At 36.3% G+C, this 21,522-nt stretch carries 16 protein-coding genes; 1 reads left to right on the top strand and 15 read right to left on the bottom strand.

The features are described from left to right. Nucleotides 1-67: 67 nt before the first annotated feature. From KKG99_00365 to KKG99_00400, 8 genes are all read right to left on the bottom strand, one after another. On the bottom strand, nt 68-727 hold the full coding sequence (locus tag KKG99_00365; protein ID MBU1011429.1) for an FKBP-type peptidyl-prolyl cis-trans isomerase: 660 nt from the start codon (nt 725-727) through the stop codon (nt 68-70). Nucleotides 728-981: 254 nt separating this feature from the next. Further along, entirely contained in the window at nt 982-4,089 is a 3,108-nt protein-coding gene (gene ccsB / locus KKG99_00370; protein ID MBU1011430.1) for a c-type cytochrome biogenesis protein CcsB, read from the bottom strand. Nucleotides 4,090-4,199: 110 nt separating this feature from the next. Continuing rightward, entirely contained in the window at nt 4,200-5,360 is a 1,161-nt protein-coding gene (locus KKG99_00375; protein ID MBU1011431.1) for a quinol:cytochrome C oxidoreductase, read from the bottom strand. A 23-nt stretch (nt 5,361-5,383) separates the two neighbouring features. Continuing rightward, nucleotides 5,384-5,968 (bottom strand): c-type cytochrome, encoded by a 585-nt coding sequence (locus KKG99_00380; protein ID MBU1011432.1) that lies wholly within the window; start codon nt 5,966-5,968, stop codon nt 5,384-5,386. Between the two features lie 17 nt (nt 5,969-5,985). Next, nucleotides 5,986-6,522, bottom strand: coding sequence for a DUF3341 domain-containing protein (locus KKG99_00385; GenBank protein MBU1011433.1), 537 nt, complete (start codon nt 6,520-6,522; stop codon nt 5,986-5,988). 6 nt (nt 6,523-6,528) lie between these two features. After that, complete coding sequence (gene nrfD, locus KKG99_00390) at nt 6,529-7,881, bottom strand: polysulfide reductase NrfD (GenBank protein MBU1011434.1); 1,353 nt, start codon at nt 7,879-7,881, stop codon at nt 6,529-6,531. A gap of 15 nt (nt 7,882-7,896) precedes the next feature. Further along, nucleotides 7,897-10,845, bottom strand: coding sequence for a TAT-variant-translocated molybdopterin oxidoreductase (locus KKG99_00395; GenBank protein MBU1011435.1), 2,949 nt, complete (start codon nt 10,843-10,845; stop codon nt 7,897-7,899). Nucleotides 10,846-10,880: 35 nt separating this feature from the next. Continuing rightward, nucleotides 10,881-12,026 carry a c-type cytochrome gene (locus tag KKG99_00400; GenBank protein ID MBU1011436.1) on the bottom strand — a complete coding sequence of 382 codons (1,146 nt, stop codon included), beginning with the start codon at nt 12,024-12,026 and terminating at the stop codon, nt 10,881-10,883. Nucleotides 12,027-12,392: 366 nt separating this feature from the next. Between KKG99_00400 and KKG99_00405 the strand changes: the two genes are divergently transcribed. Then, a complete protein-coding gene (locus KKG99_00405) occupies nt 12,393-12,968 on the top strand; it encodes a transposase (protein MBU1011437.1) in 576 nt (191 codons plus the stop codon). A 49-nt stretch (nt 12,969-13,017) separates the two neighbouring features. Here the strand turns inward: KKG99_00405 and KKG99_00410 are convergent, their stop codons facing one another. The 7 genes from KKG99_00410 to htpG form a co-directional block, all read right to left on the bottom strand. Beyond that, entirely contained in the window at nt 13,018-13,452 is a 435-nt protein-coding gene (locus tag KKG99_00410) for a response regulator (protein MBU1011438.1), read from the bottom strand. Next, nucleotides 13,445-16,240 carry a PAS domain S-box protein gene (locus KKG99_00415; GenBank protein ID MBU1011439.1) on the bottom strand — a complete coding sequence of 932 codons (2,796 nt, stop codon included), beginning with the start codon at nt 16,238-16,240 and terminating at the stop codon, nt 13,445-13,447. The genes KKG99_00410 and KKG99_00415 overlap by 8 nt, the downstream gene beginning before the upstream one ends. A 46-nt stretch (nt 16,241-16,286) precedes the next feature. Continuing rightward, entirely contained in the window at nt 16,287-16,838 is a 552-nt protein-coding gene (locus KKG99_00420) for an AraC family transcriptional regulator (protein MBU1011440.1), read from the bottom strand. Nucleotides 16,839-17,175: 337 nt separating this feature from the next. Then, entirely contained in the window at nt 17,176-17,991 is an 816-nt protein-coding gene (locus KKG99_00425) for a TPM domain-containing protein (protein ID MBU1011441.1), read from the bottom strand. A gap of 4 nt (nt 17,992-17,995) precedes the next feature. Continuing rightward, complete coding sequence (locus KKG99_00430; protein ID MBU1011442.1) at nt 17,996-18,439, bottom strand: TPM domain-containing protein; 444 nt, start codon at nt 18,437-18,439, stop codon at nt 17,996-17,998. Between the two features lie 41 nt (nt 18,440-18,480). Next, nucleotides 18,481-19,071 carry a LemA family protein gene (locus KKG99_00435; protein ID MBU1011443.1) on the bottom strand — a complete coding sequence of 197 codons (591 nt, stop codon included), beginning with the start codon at nt 19,069-19,071 and terminating at the stop codon, nt 18,481-18,483. Between the two features lie 119 nt (nt 19,072-19,190). Next, a complete protein-coding gene (gene htpG, locus KKG99_00440) occupies nt 19,191-21,098 on the bottom strand; it encodes a molecular chaperone HtpG (protein MBU1011444.1) in 1,908 nt (635 codons plus the stop codon). Nucleotides 21,099-21,522 lie beyond the last annotated feature (424 nt).

Consider the following 21,522-nt stretch of genomic DNA (forward strand, 5'->3'; position numbering starts at 1 on the left):
TGCCTGATTTGAATTAGATTCAAAGTTAGCTATAAATTTCGGTTTGAGTTTTTGAAAAAAGGTTGCATTAACTACAACGGCAACTTCCAATCCCTTTTCCCTGATCTTCCGGAGCGTTTCCACAAGTAGGACAACTATTGTCTTCGGCATGTGCGTGTTCATGTTCGTGAGTTCCACAACCACATCCACCTCCTGAATTATTCTTCTTTTCACCGCTTCCACATCCACAACTGCTTCCGCAGCCACAGCTATGATTTAATGAATCAAGTTCCTCCTGATTAGCTTCCCTGACTTCAATTACTTCACCTTTAAAATGGAGTATTTTACCTGCTAAAGGATGATTAAAATCCATGATAATATTTTCTGCATTGGTATCGACAACAACTCCAACATGCCTGTTACCGTGATTGTCGGCCATTGGAATTTCGTTTCCAATCACGAGCACACTTTCGTCAATTACACCATTCACTTCAAAAGTATCTTTTGGAATGTCGATTACCGCATAAACGTCACGTGGTCCATATGCCTGCTCAGGCTCCAGTTTAAAGTCAAATGATTCGCCGGCTATTAGCCCCATCATTGCATTTTCGAAACCTTCGAGCAATACACCCGCTCCAAAAATAAAAGCGCGTGGATGTTCACTTCTGATGAGTTCAATAATTTTTCGACCACCGTCAGTGGTCATGGTATATGCTAGTACAGCTACTTTATTTTCAGCTATTTTCATTATTTCAGGTTTAGTATTCTTTATTTTCAAGTAGATAAATCCGTTACAAAAATAGTATAAAAATTACACTATTATAATTTAGACCTAATAAAAATAAAATTAATCAACATAAAAAAACCGAAGTCTGAATTAGGCTTCGGTTTTAAATGAGATTTTTATTATTTTACCCCTCTGTCAGTCATTCGACTGACATCCCTGTCAGCGGCAAGGCAGGTCCCTTATTCAGGGGAGACTACAAGGAATTTGATTTAAAATTATTCAGATTTTATTTTAACGTTTTGTTTATTTTCCTTGATATAGGCCCAGATTGAAACAGCAAATATGACTGCAATGGTATAATAAACAAATACAGGAACCGGAACAGGATCGCCTTTAGCATAAGAGTGCATACCGGACAGGTAATAATTTACACCAAAATAAGTCATAAGTACAGAACTAAAACTAATCAATGCTCCAAAATTAAAAGCATAAGTTCCTTTTAAACCCGGAGTTAAACGCATATGAACTATAAATGCATAAACCACTACAGTCACCAAGGCCCAGGTTTCTTTTGGATCCCAGCCCCAATATCTTCCCCACGATTCGTTTGCCCATACGGCACCAAGAAAAGTTCCAATGGTAAGTAAGAATCCTCCGATGATCAGGTTCATTTCATTGATATTGGTCAGTTCTTTTATTGTGGCATTGATCCGATCTTTGTTTTTTGGATTTTTAAGAATCATCATCACAAGATTTAAAAACCCAAGTAAAGCACCTATGGCCAGGAAACTATAACTTGCTGTTATAATAGCAACGTGAATTAAAAGCCAGTATGATTTCAAAACAGGAACCAGATTTGTAATTTCCGGATCCATCCAACTCATATTGGCAACCATTAAAGTTAAGGAAGCCAGAATAGCGGTCGTTGCGACCGTAATTTTAGATTTTTTAATAAAAAATAATCCGGCAAAAACGGTGGCCCATGAAATATAAATCATGGATTCGTAACCGTTGCTCATCGGAGCATGACCTGAGATATACCATCTGGCCACTAATCCAATGGTTTGAAAAGCGAAGAAAAGAATGATCAAAACGATTCCAATCTTAATAATTTTTTCAAATTTATATCTGGGATTTAAAACACCCGCAAATAATAGAATCAGCATGACAAATCCAACCAAGCTGTATAATGGGAACAGGCGTTTGAAAATATTCAATTTATTATAAGTAATTTCTATGTTGGTTTTGGTTTTTGAAGGCAAAATCTGACTTCCAAATGTTTCCTGAAAAGTTTTTATATAAGTTAAACTTTGCGAAGCTTCATTCCAGTTTCCCGATTGAATACCTTTTAGCACCGCTCCATAATACATTGGAAGCACATTTTTCACAAAAGCCCTATCTTCCGGTGCAAATTTTAGCGAATCGCTGACAGCATACCATCCGTTATTTTTGTCATCTTTAAGTGGGAAAATATTCATAAAATCTCCTAAATAAACCATATAACAGATGTTCACCCTTTCATCAACCTTGATAATTTCCTTATCAAAACCTGTTCTGCCTGCCGGTTTCTTTTTATAGGCTGCATCAACATAGCCCGAAAGTTTATAAGATCCCCCTTTATTAAAATCGATGAAATCATTAAATGACGCAAGACTTCCTCTTACACCTAACATTCTTTTCAATTCACTGTCAGTAACTTTGATCATTGGTACTGATTGCCAACTGCCAGGATCGGCAAGCATTCCTAAAAATACCTGATCTGAACTCAATCCGAGGAACGTTCCTTTTTTAGTTACTTTCCTGACTATTTCTGAAGAAAGGGTGTTGATTGGTTCAATCCTCCCTTTTTGATCCAGAACCATGAGTTGCCCGAAGCTTTTTGCATGAGATGCATTGATGTAGTTAGTCGGATCAATGTTCGTGTATTGAGCCTGAACATTATTAGTATTCAGAATACCAACAGTAATCAGCAGTAAAACAATGCCGGCCTTTTTAGTATTTGCTGATAACCTCATCAGGTGCCTAAATCTGCTGTCTTTATGGAAAAAATTCAAAATCATCCCTAATGCCATGATGAAGTAACCAATATAAGTTACAAATGTTCCCCAACGATCATGGTTCACCGATAGAATTGTACCCTTCTCATCCTGATCATAAGACGATTGGAAAAAGCGATAACCATCATAATTCAGTACATTATTCATAAAAATCCTTCGTGGTTCTTCGATATTATTTCTCTTATCAATCAAAGTCACTTCGCTGGCAAATGAAGATGGACTCATAGAGCCTGGATAACGATCCAACTGAAAATCACGCAGGTACAGTGAAAACGGAACATCAATAATTTTTGAACCATAACTCATCGTGAATTCAATCCCGTCAATTTTAACAGAGCTTGTTTCTCCCATTGCTCCCTGACCACCAAAAACAGTGACTTGTTCATTTTTATCATGATACGAAATATTAAAAATAACCGCATCATTATAATTCGCATCCTTACTGGCCGGTCCGGCAACCAATCTTGCACTGGCGCGTTCATATATTTTTTGAATGACTAAACTTGTTCCACCAAACGAATACAATTTCATCGGTTCAAACTGCTGCATAGCATTTGCTTCCAAAACGATTTTTGATTGATTGGTCATTTCCGTATAACTTGCCTCAAACGGTGAAATGAAAAAATATCCATCAGCATTCTGAATGATTTGTACATGAGTTGGATTAATATTTCCGGTTTCGAAAGAGAAATAAACATTTCCTATGAGAACAGACTCCCCTTTTCTGATAAATCTTGCTTCTTGGCCATTTCTACCCATAGTAACAACCGAAATAATTGGTTTCCCGGTTGGATCATCAATAATGGTTTCTGCGGCATTCGGAACAAACCTTACCATTGAGATATGGCTGCTTTCATTATTAAAATGAAGTGTTTTATCATAACTACTGTTTTTGTAAGGATTAAATAATTTCTTGTCGCTGTAGTTATATCGATTTACTCCATTATTTACGGATACTTGAATATAGGATTGTTGCGAAATAATTTGATTTGAAGCTTCACCTTCACGAATTCTCATATTCCCTTCTTCTCCAACATACCGTGTAATGGCCGATCCGATGAGTATAATGATAAACGAAATATGAAAAATTAAAACGGTATGTTTTTTTCGTTGATAGAGCTTGTATTTATAGATACTGCCAAACATACTGATTGACATAAGTAGCAATAAACCCTCAAACCAGAGCGAATCGTACACAATAATTTTTGCGGCAAGTGTTCCTAAATCGTTTTCCACAAATGTTGCTGCTCCGATAACTCCAGCAAAAACCAACATTAGGGTGCCTGCAAATTGCATCGAAAATAGAAAGTCAAAAAATTTTCTCATGAGTATAGATAGTTTAATAAGTAGCTTTTAGTAAATGGCAAAATTAATAAAAAATAGATCAAGCTTCGGATGATAAAAATCATCTTTTAGATGAAGATTTAACAGTCTTTTCAATTATGATGTTCAAGTGATTCTTCCAAATATGGATGATTCTTTGCTACCAATGGATGTTTTTTAAGAGAATAAGCTAAAACCAATCCAAATATTCCAATGAAACCTAAGAAACTGCCAATTTCGATAAACCCAATATTTAAGTGGTGAAGGGTACCTACGGTAACCTGCATATACACATCCACCCATTGACCAAGCATTAAAACAATTGCAACAACCAAAACCGCATTTTTATTGGCCGTAACTTTGTTCGACATTAAAGCTAAAAATGGGAATAACCAGTTTACGATCAGTTCAGTATAAAATAAAGGTTTGAATTCACCCATTGTTCGCGGCACATAATATACTGTTTCTTCAGGAATATTGGCATACCATATTAAAATATATTGACAGAACCAGGTATAAGCCCAAATAATGCTCAGGATAAATATATACTTTGTTAAATCCTGTAGGTGATATTTATTGAAGAAAGGAAAGTGACCCAATTTATTTAATAAAATGACGATAATTGTAATCAAAACTACTGCATGATAAAAGCCCATTGCAAAATTTCGGATAGCGAAAATAGTACTGAACCAATGGGCATCTATCGACATGATCCAATCAAAGGAAGCCAGAGAAAATGTTAACGCCAAAGAAAAAATGTAAACCTTTGAATAAAATTCGCTTTTCTCAAAATATTTAAGCCCACCCTCAATATCTTCTTTATGTGAAAGTCTTCGCAGCAATTGGGTCAAACCAATCCAAACTGCGAAATAAATAAAAAACCTGATGATGAAAAAGGGAACATTCAGATATGGTGATTTGTGCTGTAGGATCGCATCCTGAGCAACTTCTTCTGCATGGCTCCAATGATAAAGGTGATGTAACCCAAATAACAAGGGGATCATTAATAAAAGCAGTACCGGGAAAAAATTGGCAATGGCTTGAGGAATTCTAACAAAACCCGAGGACCAACCGCTTTGTGTAATGTATTGCAGGACCATAAAAAAAGTAGCACCAATCGTCAAGGCTAAAAAATAATAATTGTTGATCAATAAATTTGCCCAGGCCCTTTCAGGATGTTTGATAAATCCATAGATGAACGCGATGATGCCAATTCCAATCAATGCAAAAGCAGCATTTTTAAATTTTGATGAGATTGTTAATTCTTTATCCATTGGGTTAAGATTATCTTGTTCAATTATTTTTTAGCCAGATCGTTTCGTATGTAATTGATGATTTTCCATCTGTCTTCGGCATTAATTTGACTCGCATGCGCTCCCATTAGACCAGATAGGGAACCTACTGTGATGACGTGGAAAATTTCACCGTCCTTTTTACTTTGGACATATGATTCGATAAGAGAGGTAGGTTTCATAGGGTATAATTTGCTGGTATATAAATAACCATTTCCGTCACCTTGTTCACCATGGCAGCTCATGCAGTAAATATCAAATTGCACTTTACCTTCCGCCAAAGTCTGTAAATTTATTTCAACAGGGTTCATGAGTTCATTGCCCGCAGCAATTTGATCAAAATAATTTTTTGCCTGATAGGGGTAAGGCATTTGTCCACGAGCAATAGTTCCGAGTGCAGGTAATTGGTTCGTCATATTGTTTTTAAATACGGGATTGGGAGAATTCGCATTGTAAGCCTCAGAATAGTACATATCCGGCATATAAGCATATCCCGGTTTTGTTTTATCATGGTTACATGAACTCAATCCAACCATTAAAAGGAGGATGAAAAATGTGCTTTTAAGTATTTGATATTTCACTTTGTTCATTATGTGAATATTTCAGATTATTTTTTTTCTTTGATTTCCTTTATTGATTCATTGATTTCCGATGCTCCACTTTCTTTTAATGATTTTCTTATCAAATCAATTTCTTCTGCGGTCATGTTTATTTCTTTCTCAATCACGATGAGAAATTTATCATCGGTCGATCGTGGATCTATCACATCCACGGTTTTGCCCGGTCCAAGTTTTTCACGAATGAAAAAAGTCATAAAAGTTAAGAATGAGGCTACAAATATGGTAGCTACAAAAATGATGATGATGAATGAAAGCGAATTCAATGGTTTGCCCCCAAATTTCAAAGGGTAACTTACAACTGAAGTCCAATAAAGGAAACCAAAGATGATTATGGTTCCGAAAACCCCATAAATAAAAGTGGCCAATGGCATTCTTGTCTTGAGTTTTAAAGCTTCAAATACTCCGTGAATCGGGAAAGGGGAGTAAACGTCCTTTATTTTTATTCCTTTATCCTGAATTTGATGAATGGCTTTGAGCAAAACATCCTCATCTTCATAAACTCCAATAATATTTGTTTCTAACATAGCTGTTTAATTACTGGTTTTTTTCAAAATTCCTTTTACTTCACTTATTGCAATCATGGGTATATATCTGAAGAATAATAATACTCCTGTAATGAAAATTCCAAGCGTACCAATAAAAATTCCAATCTCAACATAAGTTGGTGAATAAGTTGCCCAGCTTGATGGGAGAAAATCTTTTGATAAGGAGGTCACCACAATTACGTATCGTTCGAACCACATTCCGATATTGATAAAAATCGACATGATGAAAACAATGGTAATATTTTTTCGGATTTTTTTGAACCAAAAAAGTTGTGGAATAATTGCATTACAAGTAATCATGGTCCAAAAGGCTATGGTGTATTCACCCGTAACCCTGTTTTTCATGAATGTGAACATTTCATATTCGTTGCCACCGTACCAGGCTATAAAAAGTTCAGTAGTGTAGGCCGTAGCCATGATCAAGCTGATGAATGTCAGGATCCGGGCAATGGCATCGAAATGTGATTGGGTGATATAATCCTGGAATTTAAAAACTTTTCTGACAATAATCATCAATGTTAAAACCATTCCGAATCCTGAGAAGATAGCCCCAACAACAAAGTAAGGCGGGAAAATGGTGGTATGCCAACCCGGCATTACTGATGTTGCAAAGTCCATTGAAACTACCGAATGAACAGCTATTACTAATGGCGCAGCTAATCCTCCCAATAAAAGTGAGGCTGTTTCAAAACGCAACCATCCCCTTGCATTGCCGATCCAACCAAAACTTAAAAATCCATAAACCCTTTTTTTAATTTTTGAGGTCGTATTATCACGGATGGTCGCAAAATCCGGGATCATTCCAATAAACCAGAACACAGCCGATGCCATGAAATAAGTACTAATGGCGACAACATCCCAAAATAGGGGAGAATTAAAATTATCCCACAGCGGACCTCTTGTGTTCCAATAAGGAAATATGAAAAAAGCATTCCAAATCCTACCCATGTGCAACATCGGGAAAAGACCAGCACAGATTACAGCTACAACAGTCATTGCTTCAGCAGCGCGATTGATTGATGTACGCCACTTTTGGCGTAAAATAAGAAGGAAAATTGAAAAAGCGGTTCCGGCATGACCAATCCCTACCCACCATACAAAGTTGATGATGGCCCATCCCCATGCAACATTATTATTTACACCCCAGGTGCCAATTCCTGTTGAAATGGTCCTGTAAATTGCCAAGGCCCCAATCAAAATGGCGATGCTTGAAATTGAAATGGCAATATACCACCATAGTGGGGTTTGTGCATAAAGGGGTCCAGTAATATCACGGGTGATTTGCCCATAATTTTTATTCCCCTCAATTAATATTCCTCTGACTTCTTTTTTATACATTTCTAAAGGCTTGGTTTAGCTTTTTTTATTTCTGATTTTTGTCAAATAACTGGTTGAAGGTAAAGTATGGATTTCTTCCAATAAATGATAATTTCTTGGATTTTCATATATCTTTGAAATCTCACTGTTCGGGTCCAATAAATTACCAAAAGTAATTGCGTCTGCAGGGCAACTCGACTGACAAGCAGTTTTTATTTCACCATCCAGTAATTGCCTGTTTTCGCTTTTTGCCAGTAATTTTTTTTCCTGAATTCGCTGAACACATAAGGAGCACTTTTCTACAACTCCGCGTGAGCGAACAACCACATCAGGGTTCAAAACCAATTTGCCAACGTCATTGTTCATGTTGTAATCAAAATCTTTATTGTTGGCATATTCGAACCAGTTAAATCTACGCACCCTATATGGACAATTATTCATACAATAACGTGTTCCAATACATCGGTTATAGGCCATTTGGTTTAATCCTTCACTGCTGTGTGGAGTGGCCGCGACAGGACAAACGTTTTCGCAAGGTGCATTATCGCAATGCTGGCACATTACGGGCTGGTGGAATACTTCCGGATTTTCCGATTCTTCCGAATAGTAACGGTCAATCCTGATCCAATGCATGATCCGGCGATTACGAACTTCTTGTTTACCGATTACCGCCACGTTATTTTCAGCCTGACAACTGATCACGCAATTCCCGCAACCAATACATGAACTCTGGTCAATTGCCATGCCCCAATGGAATCCGGTAAATTCCGGTTTGGTGTAAAGAGTCGTGTTTTTCTTTGCATCCTCGGCATGTCTTTCATTTCCTGATGCAGGATCTTTCAAATATTTTTCCAGGGTCGTTTCGCGCACTAAACTACGTCCTTCCATGGTGTGATGCGTTTGCGTCAGTGCCAAGGGATAAGTTTTACCATCAACCTTTTCAATACTTACAGATGAACCGCTTAATTTCTTTAACCCATTTGTAAGGGTCATAAATGGATAAATATTGGTGCCTAAATTATCTCCAACTTTACCAGCGTTGGTTCTTCCGTAACCTAGAGCAATGGCAACACTGTTTTTCTCAAGTCCCGGTTGTACGAGCACAGGCATTTCAAAATTGCCATTAATAAGTGCAACATCTTCAGTTTTAAAACCAAATTCTTCTGCCAAAGGGGTAGAAACACATAAGTAATTATCCCAGGTTGACATGTTAATAGGATCGGGTAGCTCTTGAAGCCATGGATTGTTGGCAAAATTTCCGCTTCCTATTCCTGCTTTTTCATAAAGGAATAATTCATATTTTGAGTTATCCTTCTCAGGCTCAGTAATTTTAAGTTCAGCTTCCTGATATGCAAAGTTTGAATTTTGTTTTTCTTCGGAAATAAAAACTCCGTCATGTACCGATTGGTTCCAGAATGCTTTGAAAGTTCCGAACTTAGATTGTTTTGCAAATAAATGCTCTTCCCAAAATTTTTCAATATAGCTTTGATAGTTTTGATCATTGCCAATCCACTTTAGTAAACTGTCCTGCGCCTGACGGGTTTCAAAAATATTGCGAATTGAGGGTTGCGTCATGCTGTAAAAGCCCAGTTTGGGTTCTGCATCGTTCCACGATTCAAGGTAATTATGATCGGGAGCTAAATAATCGCAAACAGTGCTGGTTTCATCGGGAGATTCGGCAAATGAAATCTTTAAATCTACTTTATTTAACCCATCCACGTATTTTTGGGCATTAGGGTAATTGTAAACCGGATTTGCGTTGTAATGAATGATGGCACCTACATTCCCGTCGTTCATCCTTTCGATTAATTCAGCAAATTCAATATCATTTCCCTGTTTGAATTGAATGTTATGAACAAGATCGATGGTTTTTCCATAATTGCCAAGTAAATAATTGATGGCATTTACAATCAATTGAGATTCTTCATCATTGCTTCCACACAAAACCATAGAATCACCTATCTTTTCTATGAGCTCCACTGCCAGCTTGTGAACCTCAACAACTGGTTTTGAAATTGAAAATTGAGTCTTTCCAAGCAATCTTGCAATCTCATTATAAAGATTCAATAAGGTTGCTTTTTCATCACTGGCTTTCATCGGGGTTCGATGATCAGCCATGCCACCGGTAATGGTCATGGTAGTTTCGTATTGGATGTGACGAAGCATGCTTGTTTCGCCATTCAATAATTTACGGGCAGCTGAATATTGTTTGGTAAACTCAACAGGTGAAATCCATGTGCCAAGAAAATCAGCATTAAACCCAACCACTAGTTTTGCTTTTGAAAAATCATACGATGGGATAATTGCAGCACCAAACTGTTTCTGATGCGCAAGTCGAATTGCCTGATATGAAATTGCATCATAAGTGATCCATTTTGTGCCCGGATAAACTAATTTGAAATCTTCAATTAATTTACGGGTTGAAGGACTGATGATAGTTCCGGTTAATAAAACAATTTCTCTTCCCTGTTTACTGATAAATTTTAGTTGTGATGAAACTTCAGAATCTAAAGTTCCCCAATCGATTTCCTGATTATCTTTTAGTGGGTTTTTAAAACGTGCGTTATCGTATAAATTTAAGATTGAAGCCTGAACCCTTGCGCTGGTTCCTCCTTTTGAAATGGGTGATAAATCATTCCCCTCGATTTTGATTGGGCGACCTTCCCTCGTTTTTACTAAAACGCTACAATAATCGTTGCCATCATAAAATGTAGAAGCATAATAATTTGCAATACCAGGGGTAATTTCTTCCGGTTGGTTCAAAAATGGGATGGCTTTACGAACAGGAGTTTCGCAACTTGCAGCAATTACTGCTCCACCAACGGTAAACCCAAGCATTTTTAAAAAATCACGACGGGTTGCTTTTCCTTTTTTTTCCTCTTCGGTCATTCCTTCAATGGAAAATTCAGGTTCCGGTTTTTCAACGTATTCCTGATTTGTTTTAATCCTTTGATAATCTTCCAGGCTTTGCCAGTATTTCTTCATCTGATAATTATTTTATGATGATAGATTTGTAATTTTTAATAATGACATTTTTGGCAATCTTCACCACCAACTAAATCAACGGTTACCCGGCTTCGTTTACCCGAGTTTATCTCTTCATGCAGTTTCTTATAATCTTTATAAAAATTATTTGTAAACTGAACTTCCCTTGTCCTGTGGCATTCGATGCACCAACCCATGCTTAAATCGCTTACCTGCATCACCCTGTCCATAGTTTCGACGGGTCCATGACATTCGTTACAACTGATTTTGCCGACTTCAACATGTTGTGCATGACTAAAGAAAACATGATCAGGAACATTATGAACTTTGATCCATTCAATGGGTGTTTGTGTTTCTAATGATTTGTAAATTTTTGCGATTTCTTCTGTTCCGGTGATTTTGCCTGATTTGACCACATTATGGCAATTCATGCATAATTGTGTTGATGGAATTCCTGCATGCATGCTCTTTGTGGCGGTTGAATGGCAATATAAACAATCAATTTTATTTTGACCTGCATGTATTTTATGTGAAAATGCAATAGGCTGAATGGGTTCGTAATATTGTTGTCGGCCAATTCCTTGTGCTTCAATCACAATAATTTCACCCATGATAAAAATCGAAATTAAAATCACGATCAGATGTACAAATTTGGCTTTTATAAATCTTGTGATAAACAGGTCAGCCAAGGCTAATACAAAGAGGACAAGCACAATAATGAATATGGTACCAAATTTTCTTGCGTCTGCTTTTTTTAAATAGGAAGGTTCAATGATATTTTCCGAAACTGTTTCTGCTGGTTTTTCTTGCATGGCCGAAGAAACTACCTTCGTAGCATCAAATTCTTCTATATATTTAAGTAATGTTCTTACCTGATCATCAGTTAAATCATTTGGAGGCATGGGAATATTATTGTACTCAGCAAATAATTTTACGGCTGCTTCGTCTCCTGCCTGCACAAGTGCCTGTGAATTCTGAATAAATTTAATGAGCCAGGCTTCATCACGGCGATCATTCACACCTTTTAAATCAGGGCCAATTAATGTACCCCCTCCGATGGTATGGCAAGCAGCACAGACCGTAAATAAATCCTTGCCTTCCTGGGCATGAATCTTCGTTATTGGAGTTGTAATGAATAGGAGAAGTGTGTTTATAAAAACGAAATGTTTTATCAATTTCATCTTAATCTTGTGGTAGGTGCACATCTGATAAAAATAAGTTATGAGTTCAATATTTGGCCAAATATCAGTCAATTAATCTATTAAATATAGACAGTATTTTATTGAAATTCAAATTAAATTTGAATAAGCGCAAATATAAAAAAGAATTTATTTAAAAACCTATTCCGGTAAGCAAATACCGTAAATATTTTCCAGGTGACACTGTAAGACGCAAAAAGGCCAAGGGGTGACACCCTTCAGGGTGTCACCCCAAAAACCACGCTCCTTTATTAAAATCTACACTAATTTTTAGCCTTAAGCGGAACATTTTCAAACTTTTGGTATAAAGTCGAAAAGGGAGCATCACCCCGTGATCTTAGAAAAATTATGCCATCAAAAAATAAAACAACACCAATTGAGCCCGGAAAATATTATCATATTTTCAACCGGGGGAATAATTACGAAAATGTATTTTACCTGCACGATGATTATATCTACTTTCTGCAACGATATAAATATCATTTAAAGTTATGCTGCGAAAGTTTTGCCTATACATTAATGCCCAACCATTTTCATTTTTTGATAAGGGTAAATGAAAATGTTGAATACAATTTTTTTTCAAATCAAATGAAGCTTTTAATGCAAGAATATACTTATAGAATAAACAACAGGTTTGGCAGAAGCGGCAATTTGTTCCTAAAACCATTTCGCAGGCTGGAAATTACCAGTGATGAATATTTTAAGCAATTGGTGTTTTATATTCATTACAACTCCTTAAAACATAAAACAAGTGAAAATTTCAGAGAATATAGTTATAGTTCTTATAAAGCAATTCTTGCCAGTTCACCAACATATATTAACAGGGAAGAAGTATTGGAGTGGTTTAAAGGCAAAACAGAATTCGTGGAATTCCATAACTTTTTGCACAATGAAAAGCAACTTGAAAAGTTGATATTTGAGTAATTTTAAAAAACCATCAGGGGTGACACGCTGAAGGGTGTCACCCCTGATGTTACATGCGCTCCATGTACCAATTCACCGCTTTTTCCATTTTATTGTAACTGAAAATGGTTGTCATCGTTTTTTGCAAACGCAAGAAAGCTGTTTCGCTTTTCACTACGTAATCAGAGGCTTTGTGATGCATGCAATCTATTGCTACCTCAATTTTATCCTGAGATGACAGCATCACAACAGGAATCTCCGGATTGAAAGATTTTATTTTATCCAATGTTTCTATTCCGTTCATCGCTTTTTTATTGATGCCGTTCAAATGATAGTCTAATATGATTATATCAGGATTGTATAATAAATGATCTATACATTGTTCGCCGGTTGCAAAAGTTTTAATATCGAAATCAGCTTGCTGTAGAAAATCAATTTCCAATGATTTTAGATACAGTTCATCGTCATCGACCAGAAAAAGTTTGATTTTGTGATTGTTACCCATTAGTGTGTGTTTTTAAAATAATATTAAATTCTTTTTCTAATTCTTCACATGCCTGCACACAAACTTTTTCAAGTTGCTTTACCATTTCCGGGATTCCCTCCGATTGTTGTTGCGTACTTGCATATTCCTGAACTTTTTTTGCCATGTTTTCGAAATCGGCGCTAATGCCCATGATTGAAAATGATGGAATCATTTTATGTACCGCTGAGTATAATGAATTCCAATCTTTATCCTTCAAAGCTTTTTTCATTTCAAAAATCAGAGGTGGGGTTTGTTTCAGATAGAGCGAAATCATTTCCATCATCAATACCGGATTGGCTTTCGTTCTTCGGATCAAATAATCCAGATCAGTACATTTTATATTTAAACTATCGTTTATTATTATCTCATCAGGTTCTATTATGGAGGTTCTTTTCACCAATCCTACCATTTTGCTGTATAATAATCTTTCATCAACAGGTTTTGCAATATAATCATTCATACCAACAGCTTTGCATTTAGCCAAATCAACAGTTGTTACATCGGCTGTTAGTGCGATGATGGGGATTTTGGAATTCATTTTGTTCCGAATGTATTCGGTAGCTTCAAATCCGTTCAATATGGGCATCTGCAGGTCCATTAAAATAACATCGTAGGAATTGGTTTGCATTTTTTCGATCGCTATTTTTCCATTGTCGGCAATGTCACAATCGAACCCGAAATCATCTAAAAGTGTTCTCATCAGTAATTGATTAAGTGCAATATCTTCAACTACCAATACTTTCATGTTCGTTATTTCCGCATCCCATTCTACCAGTTCTGTTTCTGCTTCAGCTTCGGCTTTTGTTTTCAAAAAACTTAAAGTAAAGCTAAATGTAGAGCCTTCATTGATTTTGCTTATTACATGAATGCTTCCACCCTGCGGTTCAACTAATTGTTTAACGATGGCTAGTCCCAATCCGGTTCCTCCATACAAACGTGATGTTCCACTGGATGCCTGCTGAAAGTTTTCAAAAATCTTTTCTATTTTGGCTTCAGGAATTCCAATTCCTGTATCTGTAACGGCAAATTCAATGTTTACTTTTTCTTCATCTTCTCCCAGCAATTTGACACTCACGGTAATTTTCCCTTTCGATGTAAACTTGACGGCATTACTGACCAGGTTTAAAATGATTTGGTGCAAACGTACAGGGTCACCAACCAGTACATCAGGAATATTTTTGTCGTATTCTTTAACAAGTTTTAAATTTTTTTCCTGAATTTTGGTTTCAAACAAATGAAGCATGGCAGATATGGACAGGGCCATTCGGAAAGGTATTTGCTCAAATACCATTTTCCCGGAATCGACTTTTGCCAAATCGAGAATGTCGTTGATGAGCACGATCAATGCATCGCCACTCAATTTTATGGCTTTTAAATATTCTTTTTGTTTTGCGGTTAGATCGGTTTTCAAAACCACTTTTGTAAATCCGATGATAGCATTCATTGGTGTTCGGATTTCATGACTCATATTTGACAAAAATAGCTGTTTTGCTTTCACGGCATCTTCAGCAATCAGGGTGGCTCTTTCTGCCTTATTCTTAGCTTCCTCAGAAATCATTGTTGCCTTCTTAGCAAAAACAATTGCCTCTTTGAGTTCTGTTGCAATTCTTTTTTGTTCAGTGACATCCCTGGCAACTATCACTACTCCGTCAACATTTCCATCTTCATCTTTATAGACCGATCCGTTGAATAGTACATCAGTCAGCTTACCATTTTTATGGCAAATCGTAAGTGGCGAATCGGCAACTGATCCTTTTGCGAATACTTCCTGATAAACTTCACGTGCTTTTTGTGGTTCTGTAAAATAATCCAGAAAGTCAGTGTCTGTTATTTCTTCACGTGTCAGTCCTGTAATATTTGTCAAAGCATCGTTCATATCGGTTATCTTTCCTTCAGAATTGATGGTAACCAAAGGATCAAGACTGGCTTCTATAAGACTCAGTGTGTATAAAGAAGCTGATTTCATCATATTGTTGAACGCTTCAAGTTCTTTATTTACAATTTTCTGTTTTTCTTTTTCTTTATTTTGAAAAGCAAGTTCTTTATTGGCAATAACCAATTCAGCTGCGCGTTTTTCTTTCTCATTATTTTGAAAAGCAAGTTCTTTATTGGCAATTACCAATTCAGCCGCACGTTTTTCTTTGACTTCATTTTGAAAAGAAAGTTCATTGTTCGCGATAACCAATTCAGCTGCGCGTTTTTCTTTCTCATTATTTTGAAAAGCAAGTTCTTTATTGGCGATAACCAATTCAGCCGCACGTTTTTCTTTCACTTCATTTTGAAAAGAAAGTTCATTGTTCGCAATAACCAATTCAGCTGCGCGTTTTTCTTTCTCATCGTTTTGAAAGGCGAGTTCTTTATTTGCATTTCTTAACTCAATTGCCCATTTTTGATCGGTGACATCGCGGGCTGCTGCAAAAACGCCGAGGACCTTTCCTTGACTATCTTTATAAATGGAAGCATTGTATGATACATCCGTTAAATTGCCGTTTTTATGTTTTAAGGTTAATGGATAATCTGCAATAAAACCTTTTTCAAAAACCTGAAGGTAACCTTCCTGTGCTTTTTTTGGATCCGTAAAATAATTTGAAAAGTCAGTATTTATAAGTTCTTCCCTTGAAATACCTGTAACTTTTATCGAGGCTTCGTTAACATCAGTTATTTTTCCTTTGATACTAATAGTAACCAGAGGGTCCAAACTGGCTTCTATCAAACTTCTGGCGTATTGTTCCTGAGAAATATTGTTATGGTGTTTTGTTGTTTTCATTTTATAATTTTATTACACCCATTAATCCGGCTCGCAACTTGGATGATTAATTTAACTTTTCAATTTCCTCCACCGGGGTCTGTTTTTTTGCTTTCATTTGTTTAAAATAAGTCGGTGTGAGCCCCGTCATTTTTTTAAATTGATTGGATAAATGGGCCACACTGCTATAATTCATCTTCCATGCGATTTCCGTCAAGTTCAGTTCGCCATAAATTATCAATTCTTTAATCCTTGCAATTTTATTCGAGATGATGAATTGTGCGATGGTGGTTCCTTGTACTTCGGAAAACAAATTTGCGAGTTGGGTATAATCCTGATTTAATTTCTCACTCAAAAAATCAGAAAAGTTTGTTCTGATCATTTCATCCGAATGATGGACCATTTCATTAATCACATTTTTTATTTTTTCAATCACAACAGATCTCTTATCGTCCATTAATTTAAGCCCTATGTTGAGCAAAGCTATTTTCAATTGCTCACGCTGTAAAACAGTAATGTCTTCCATAATCTCAACTTCACCTAAATCAACGACCATGAAATGCAGTTGTAGTTTTTTCAGTTCTTCTTTCACCGCCATTTTACAACGGTTGCTCACCATGTACTGAATGTATAATTTCAAAATTTAGGGATTTTTGCAAAGGTGATCATATAACTTTGTAAATATGTTACATAATTCACACATTTTAAATTATTATCAAATCACTTTGCCATGATCAATACCAGTAAACCCGGATAAATTAGGTTAAATCGTATTTTAGGGAATTGTTATAACTTCCAAACTCACTATGTGTGATCATGAATCCTAGACAGTATAAGACGTTTAAGCTTTGCTCAATATCACACATCTTTCAATATAAAACCAAAAAAGGATGTCTTACTCTTTGAGAAAGCCATCCTTTTTATTATTCAAATGATCTTATTAGCAAATCAGCAGTTTACCAGCTTCCGCTGGCTCCACCGCCGCCAAAGCCTCCACCGCCGAAACCGCCAAAGCCTCCGCCACCTCCGAAACCACCTGATCCTCCGGAGAAATTTCCCCAGCTACCATGATGACCACCTCTGCTCATCGCACTTCCGAGTAAGAACATGGCCCATAAAGGCACACTACTGCTTTTACTTCCAAATGTTTGGCTTCCTTTTCGCCCCATCTTACTGAAAATAAGAAAAAAGATGATGGCTATGATAGGGACTAAAATTCCAAGGGGGCTGCCTTCTGTTTTTTTCCTGTACTCATCCGAATTATATTCTCCAATAGCTAATGACATTAATACATCTGTGCTTTTTTCCAACCCCGTGTAATAATCGTTTTGTTGAAAGGATGGGACCATCTCATTATCGATAATCCGACCGGTAATGGCATCAGGTATTGCTCCATCAAGGCCGTAACCGACCGAAATCCTTGCCAATCCTTTATCACGTCCGGTTTTAGGTTTGATAACAATAACAACCCCATTGTTGAATTTTTGTTGGCCAACACCCCATTTATCCCCAATCCGATCAGCAAAGTCAGAAATTTCATAACCGGCTAAATCGTTGGTTATAAGTACCATTATTTGGTTTGAGGTTTTATTGCTAAAATCCTCTAATTTTCGTTCGAGGCTATTGATTTGATCCGGACTTAAAGTCTGCGTAAAATCATTAACAAGTTTAGGTGGATTAGGCCTTGCCGGAATATCATCTTGCGCAAAAAGAGTTGCTGAAGAGGATAAAACAAGAACCAGGATAAGTAGTATTCTGTTAAATATTTTCATTTTTTTAATTGCTTCCAAAAGAGATTTCATCTGATAATTCGTTTATGTCGTTTGAGTGTCGAGGGAAGTGTTTTTTTAATAATATGCCCGCCTTTTGTATCCCTTTTGAGAGCCCTTCCGAAAATTCCTGTTTAGCGAAATGATCGGCCATTTCTCCTTTTACTTCATCCCAAAAGTCTTTAGGAACCAGCTGATTAATGCCTAAATCTCCAATAATTGCAAATTTTTTACTTTTCACAGCCAGATAAAAAAGAACTCCGTTCCGAAGTTCGGTTTTGTCCATCTTTAATTTGGAAAACCAATATGCAGCATGGTCGAGCACAGCCTCATCGCAATAATTTTCTATATGAACTTTGATTTCGCCCGAGGTGTCAAGTTCGGCCATGAGAATCGATTTTTTGATTTCATCTTTCTCGGCCTTGCTAAAGAAATTTTGTGCTGATACCATGATTATTATTTTAAATGAAAATTACTAACATATTTACTATTCTAGAATTTAACTTCAGGGGCTTTTTCAGCACCTTCTGTAGCCTGAAAATATGCTTTTGTTTCAAACCCAAAAATACTTGCGTAGATATTCTTCGGGAATTTTTTGATATAGGTATTGAAAAGTTGAGTTGACTCATTAAATTTCCTTCTGGAATTCGCAATGCGATTTTCTGTTCCTTCCAATTGGGCTTGAAGATCAAGAAAACCTTGATTTGCTTTTAACTCAGGATACTTTTCGATGGTAACTAATAATCGGCTCAAAGATGAACTTAATCCTTGCTGAGCAGCCTGAAATTGTTCAAACATGGCCGGATTCAGATTATCGGCACTTACATTTACGGAGGTAGCTTTTGCTCTTGCTTCAACAACTGCTGTTAATGTTTCCTGTTCAAAATCGGCATAGCCTTGAACGGTATTAACCAAATTCGGAATTAAATCCATTCGGCGCTGATAGTCGGTAGTTACCTGCGACCACATCCCATTGATGTTTTCGGAATAAGTGATCATATTATTATAAGTTCCACTTACTGATTTGTAAATAATCAAAAAAACCACCACAACTATTGCGATAATGATCCACGATTTTTTTATGTTTTTCATTTGATTTGTTTTATGTTTTGTTGCTAATATAAAAATAAAATTTTAATGGGTATTTGGAAAAAACCATGACAATATAATTTTATTGCCATGGTTTTATATTTAACATTAAATTATTTAATGTTTTCAACGCTTCTTTTAATGAAGTTTGTTAAAGCCTCACCTTTCAGTAAATTTTGTGAAAGTCGTGCCAAATCATATAATTGTTTTACGATTGCAGCTTGTTTTTCTTCTTCTTTTTCCTCAATTAAATGAGTGAAAACAGGATTGTTGGCATTGGCGATAAGGCTAAAGTGATCAGGCATATCACCCATAAACATCGTACTTCCACCTCCCAATTGTTGCATGTCTTTCATCCTACGCATAAATTCGTTTTGAGTAATCAGGAAGGGCATTTCCGATTCACTCATATTCTCAAATGAAAGCGTGAAAGTTTTGGTGTCGATATTTTTTTCGATTACCTTTTTCAACTCTTCTTTTTGCGTATCATCTAATTTAGAAGGCAATACTTCTTCCTTCTGTATAAGCTTGTCGATTGAGTCAGAGTCAACTCGTTTAAATGAAGTATCGGTCAACTTTTGTTCTAGCGAGTTGATAAAATGATTGTCCAATACACCATCCATAACCAACACATCGTAACCGCGACTTTTTGCCGCTTCGATAAAAGCATGCTGGCTTTCTTTATTGTTGGTATATAAATAAACGAGTTTGTTCTCCTTATCTTTTTGAGTGGCGCTTACATGCTCTTTGTATTCGTCGAACATGAAATATTTATCTTCCATGTTTTTCAACAGAGAGAATTTTTCAGCACGATCGTAAAATTTAGGTTCAGAAATCATTCCATACTGGATGAAAACTTTGATGTCGTCCCATTTTTTCTCGAAAGCTTCACGATCTTTTTTGAACAGTTCTTCCAATTTATCTGCTACTTTTCGCATGATATAATTGGAGATTTTTTTCACATTCGAATCGCTTTGCAAGTATGATCGGGAAACGTTTAGCGGAATATCCGGCGAATCGATCACTCCGTGAAGCAAGGTTAAAAATTCAGGGACAATTCCTTCAACCGAATCGGTAACAAATACCTGATTGCTGAACAATTGGATTTTGTCTTTCTGAACTTCAAGGTTCTTTTTTACTTTCGGGAAATATAAAATTCCGGTTAAATTGAACGGATAATCAACATTCAAGTGGATATGAAATAAGGGATCCTCGAAAGTTATCGGATAGAGTTCATGATAAAAGGAATTATAATCCTCATCCGTGCAATCTGTAGGTTTCTTTTTCCATAAAGGATTTGTATTGTTGATAATACGCGGTTTTTCAATCTCTTTGTATTTATCGTTACCATCTTTATCTTTTTCGCCCTCTACCTTTTCACTGACTTTTTCAGTGCCAAATTGAATAGGTACTGGTAAAAATTTGCTGTATTTTTTAAGCAGGTTCAAAATGCGGTATTCTTCTAAAAACTCCTTTGATTCCTCATCAATGTGAAGGATAATTTCGGTACCACGATCTTCTTTATCAATTTCGGTAACGGTATATTCAGGACTTCCGTCACACTCCCATTTCATGGCCTTTGTAGCTCCACCTTTTTTATAGGTTTTGGTCAGGATTTCAACCTTTTCAGAAACCATGAACGATGAGTAGAAGCCTAATCCAAAATGACCAATAATGGCATTGGTTTCTGCTTCACTTTTAGTTTTGAATTTCTTAACAAATTCTTCGGCGCTCGAAAAAGCAATTTCATTGATGTATTTGTCAATTTCTTCCGCCGTCATGCCAACACCCCTATCCTTTATTGTCAGGGTCTTTGCTTTTTTATCCAGAACTATTTGAATCGTAAGGTCGCCTAGTTCATCTTTGAACTTCCCCAGCGATGATAGTGTTTTCAGCTTTTGCGTTGCATCTACAGCGTTAGATACAATTTCACGCATAAATATTTCGTGATCTGAGTATAAAAATTTCTTGATTATCGGAAAGATATTTTCCGTCTGTACATTAATTTTTCCTTTTTGCATTTTCCGTAATTTTTTTGTCTGCTAAGGTTAATCAAAGAAAATGCCATTGACAATACCCTGCCAAAATGACCGTGAAGGTGGAATGGTGGAATGGTGAATTGGTAAAATGGTGAATTAGTAAATTGGTAAACTTGTAAATTGGTGAATTTGTAAATTGGTAAAATAGTTGGATTGGGTGGTTGTTTTAAAGGGTGAATGTAAAATGTAGAATGTGTAATATAAAATGAAGAATGAGGAAACCAAAAACCAGTAACTAGCAACCAGAATCTACCTGCCTGCCGCAGTGTATTTCTTCACAATTTAGGTAACAATTCTTATAATTGTACCTATGACAAAAAAAGAGCAACAATTAATGAGCAATAAATGGTTGTTAGTCATCAAAGAATACGAGCAAATAAAGAGTAAGACAAGCAAGCATTTTAAA

The sequence above is a fragment of the Bacteroidota bacterium genome (assembly GCA_018816945.1).
Classification (GTDB): domain Bacteria; phylum Bacteroidota; class Bacteroidia; order Bacteroidales.

Excerpts from the sequence above, each read along its gene's own strand:
- KKG99_00365 (MBU1011429.1), bottom strand. The coding sequence starts at position 727 with ATGAAAATAGCTGAAAATAAAGTAGCTGTACTAGCATATACCATGACC.
- ccsB (MBU1011430.1), bottom strand. The coding sequence starts at position 4,089 with ATGAGAAAATTTTTTGACTTTCTATTTTCGATGCAATTTGCAGGCACC.
- KKG99_00375 (MBU1011431.1), bottom strand. The coding sequence starts at position 5,360 with ATGGATAAAGAATTAACAATCTCATCAAAATTTAAAAATGCTGCTTTT.
- KKG99_00380 (MBU1011432.1), bottom strand. The coding sequence starts at position 5,968 with ATGAACAAAGTGAAATATCAAATACTTAAAAGCACATTTTTCATCCTC.
- KKG99_00385 (MBU1011433.1), bottom strand. The coding sequence starts at position 6,522 with ATGTTAGAAACAAATATTATTGGAGTTTATGAAGATGAGGATGTTTTG.
- nrfD (MBU1011434.1), bottom strand. The coding sequence starts at position 7,881 with ATGTATAAAAAAGAAGTCAGAGGAATATTAATTGAGGGGAATAAAAAT.
- KKG99_00395 (MBU1011435.1), bottom strand. The coding sequence starts at position 10,845 with ATGAAGAAATACTGGCAAAGCCTGGAAGATTATCAAAGGATTAAAACA.
- KKG99_00400 (MBU1011436.1), bottom strand. The coding sequence starts at position 12,026 with ATGAAATTGATAAAACATTTCGTTTTTATAAACACACTTCTCCTATTC.
- KKG99_00405 (MBU1011437.1), top strand. The coding sequence starts at position 12,393 with ATGCCATCAAAAAATAAAACAACACCAATTGAGCCCGGAAAATATTAT.
- KKG99_00410 (MBU1011438.1), bottom strand. The coding sequence starts at position 13,452 with ATGGGTAACAATCACAAAATCAAACTTTTTCTGGTCGATGACGATGAA.
- KKG99_00415 (MBU1011439.1), bottom strand. The coding sequence starts at position 16,240 with ATGAAAACAACAAAACACCATAACAATATTTCTCAGGAACAATACGCC.
- KKG99_00420 (MBU1011440.1), bottom strand. The coding sequence starts at position 16,838 with ATGGTGAGCAACCGTTGTAAAATGGCGGTGAAAGAAGAACTGAAAAAA.
- KKG99_00425 (MBU1011441.1), bottom strand. The coding sequence starts at position 17,991 with ATGAAAATATTTAACAGAATACTACTTATCCTGGTTCTTGTTTTATCC.
- KKG99_00430 (MBU1011442.1), bottom strand. The coding sequence starts at position 18,439 with ATGGTATCAGCACAAAATTTCTTTAGCAAGGCCGAGAAAGATGAAATC.
- htpG (MBU1011444.1), bottom strand. The coding sequence starts at position 21,098 with ATGCAAAAAGGAAAAATTAATGTACAGACGGAAAATATCTTTCCGATA.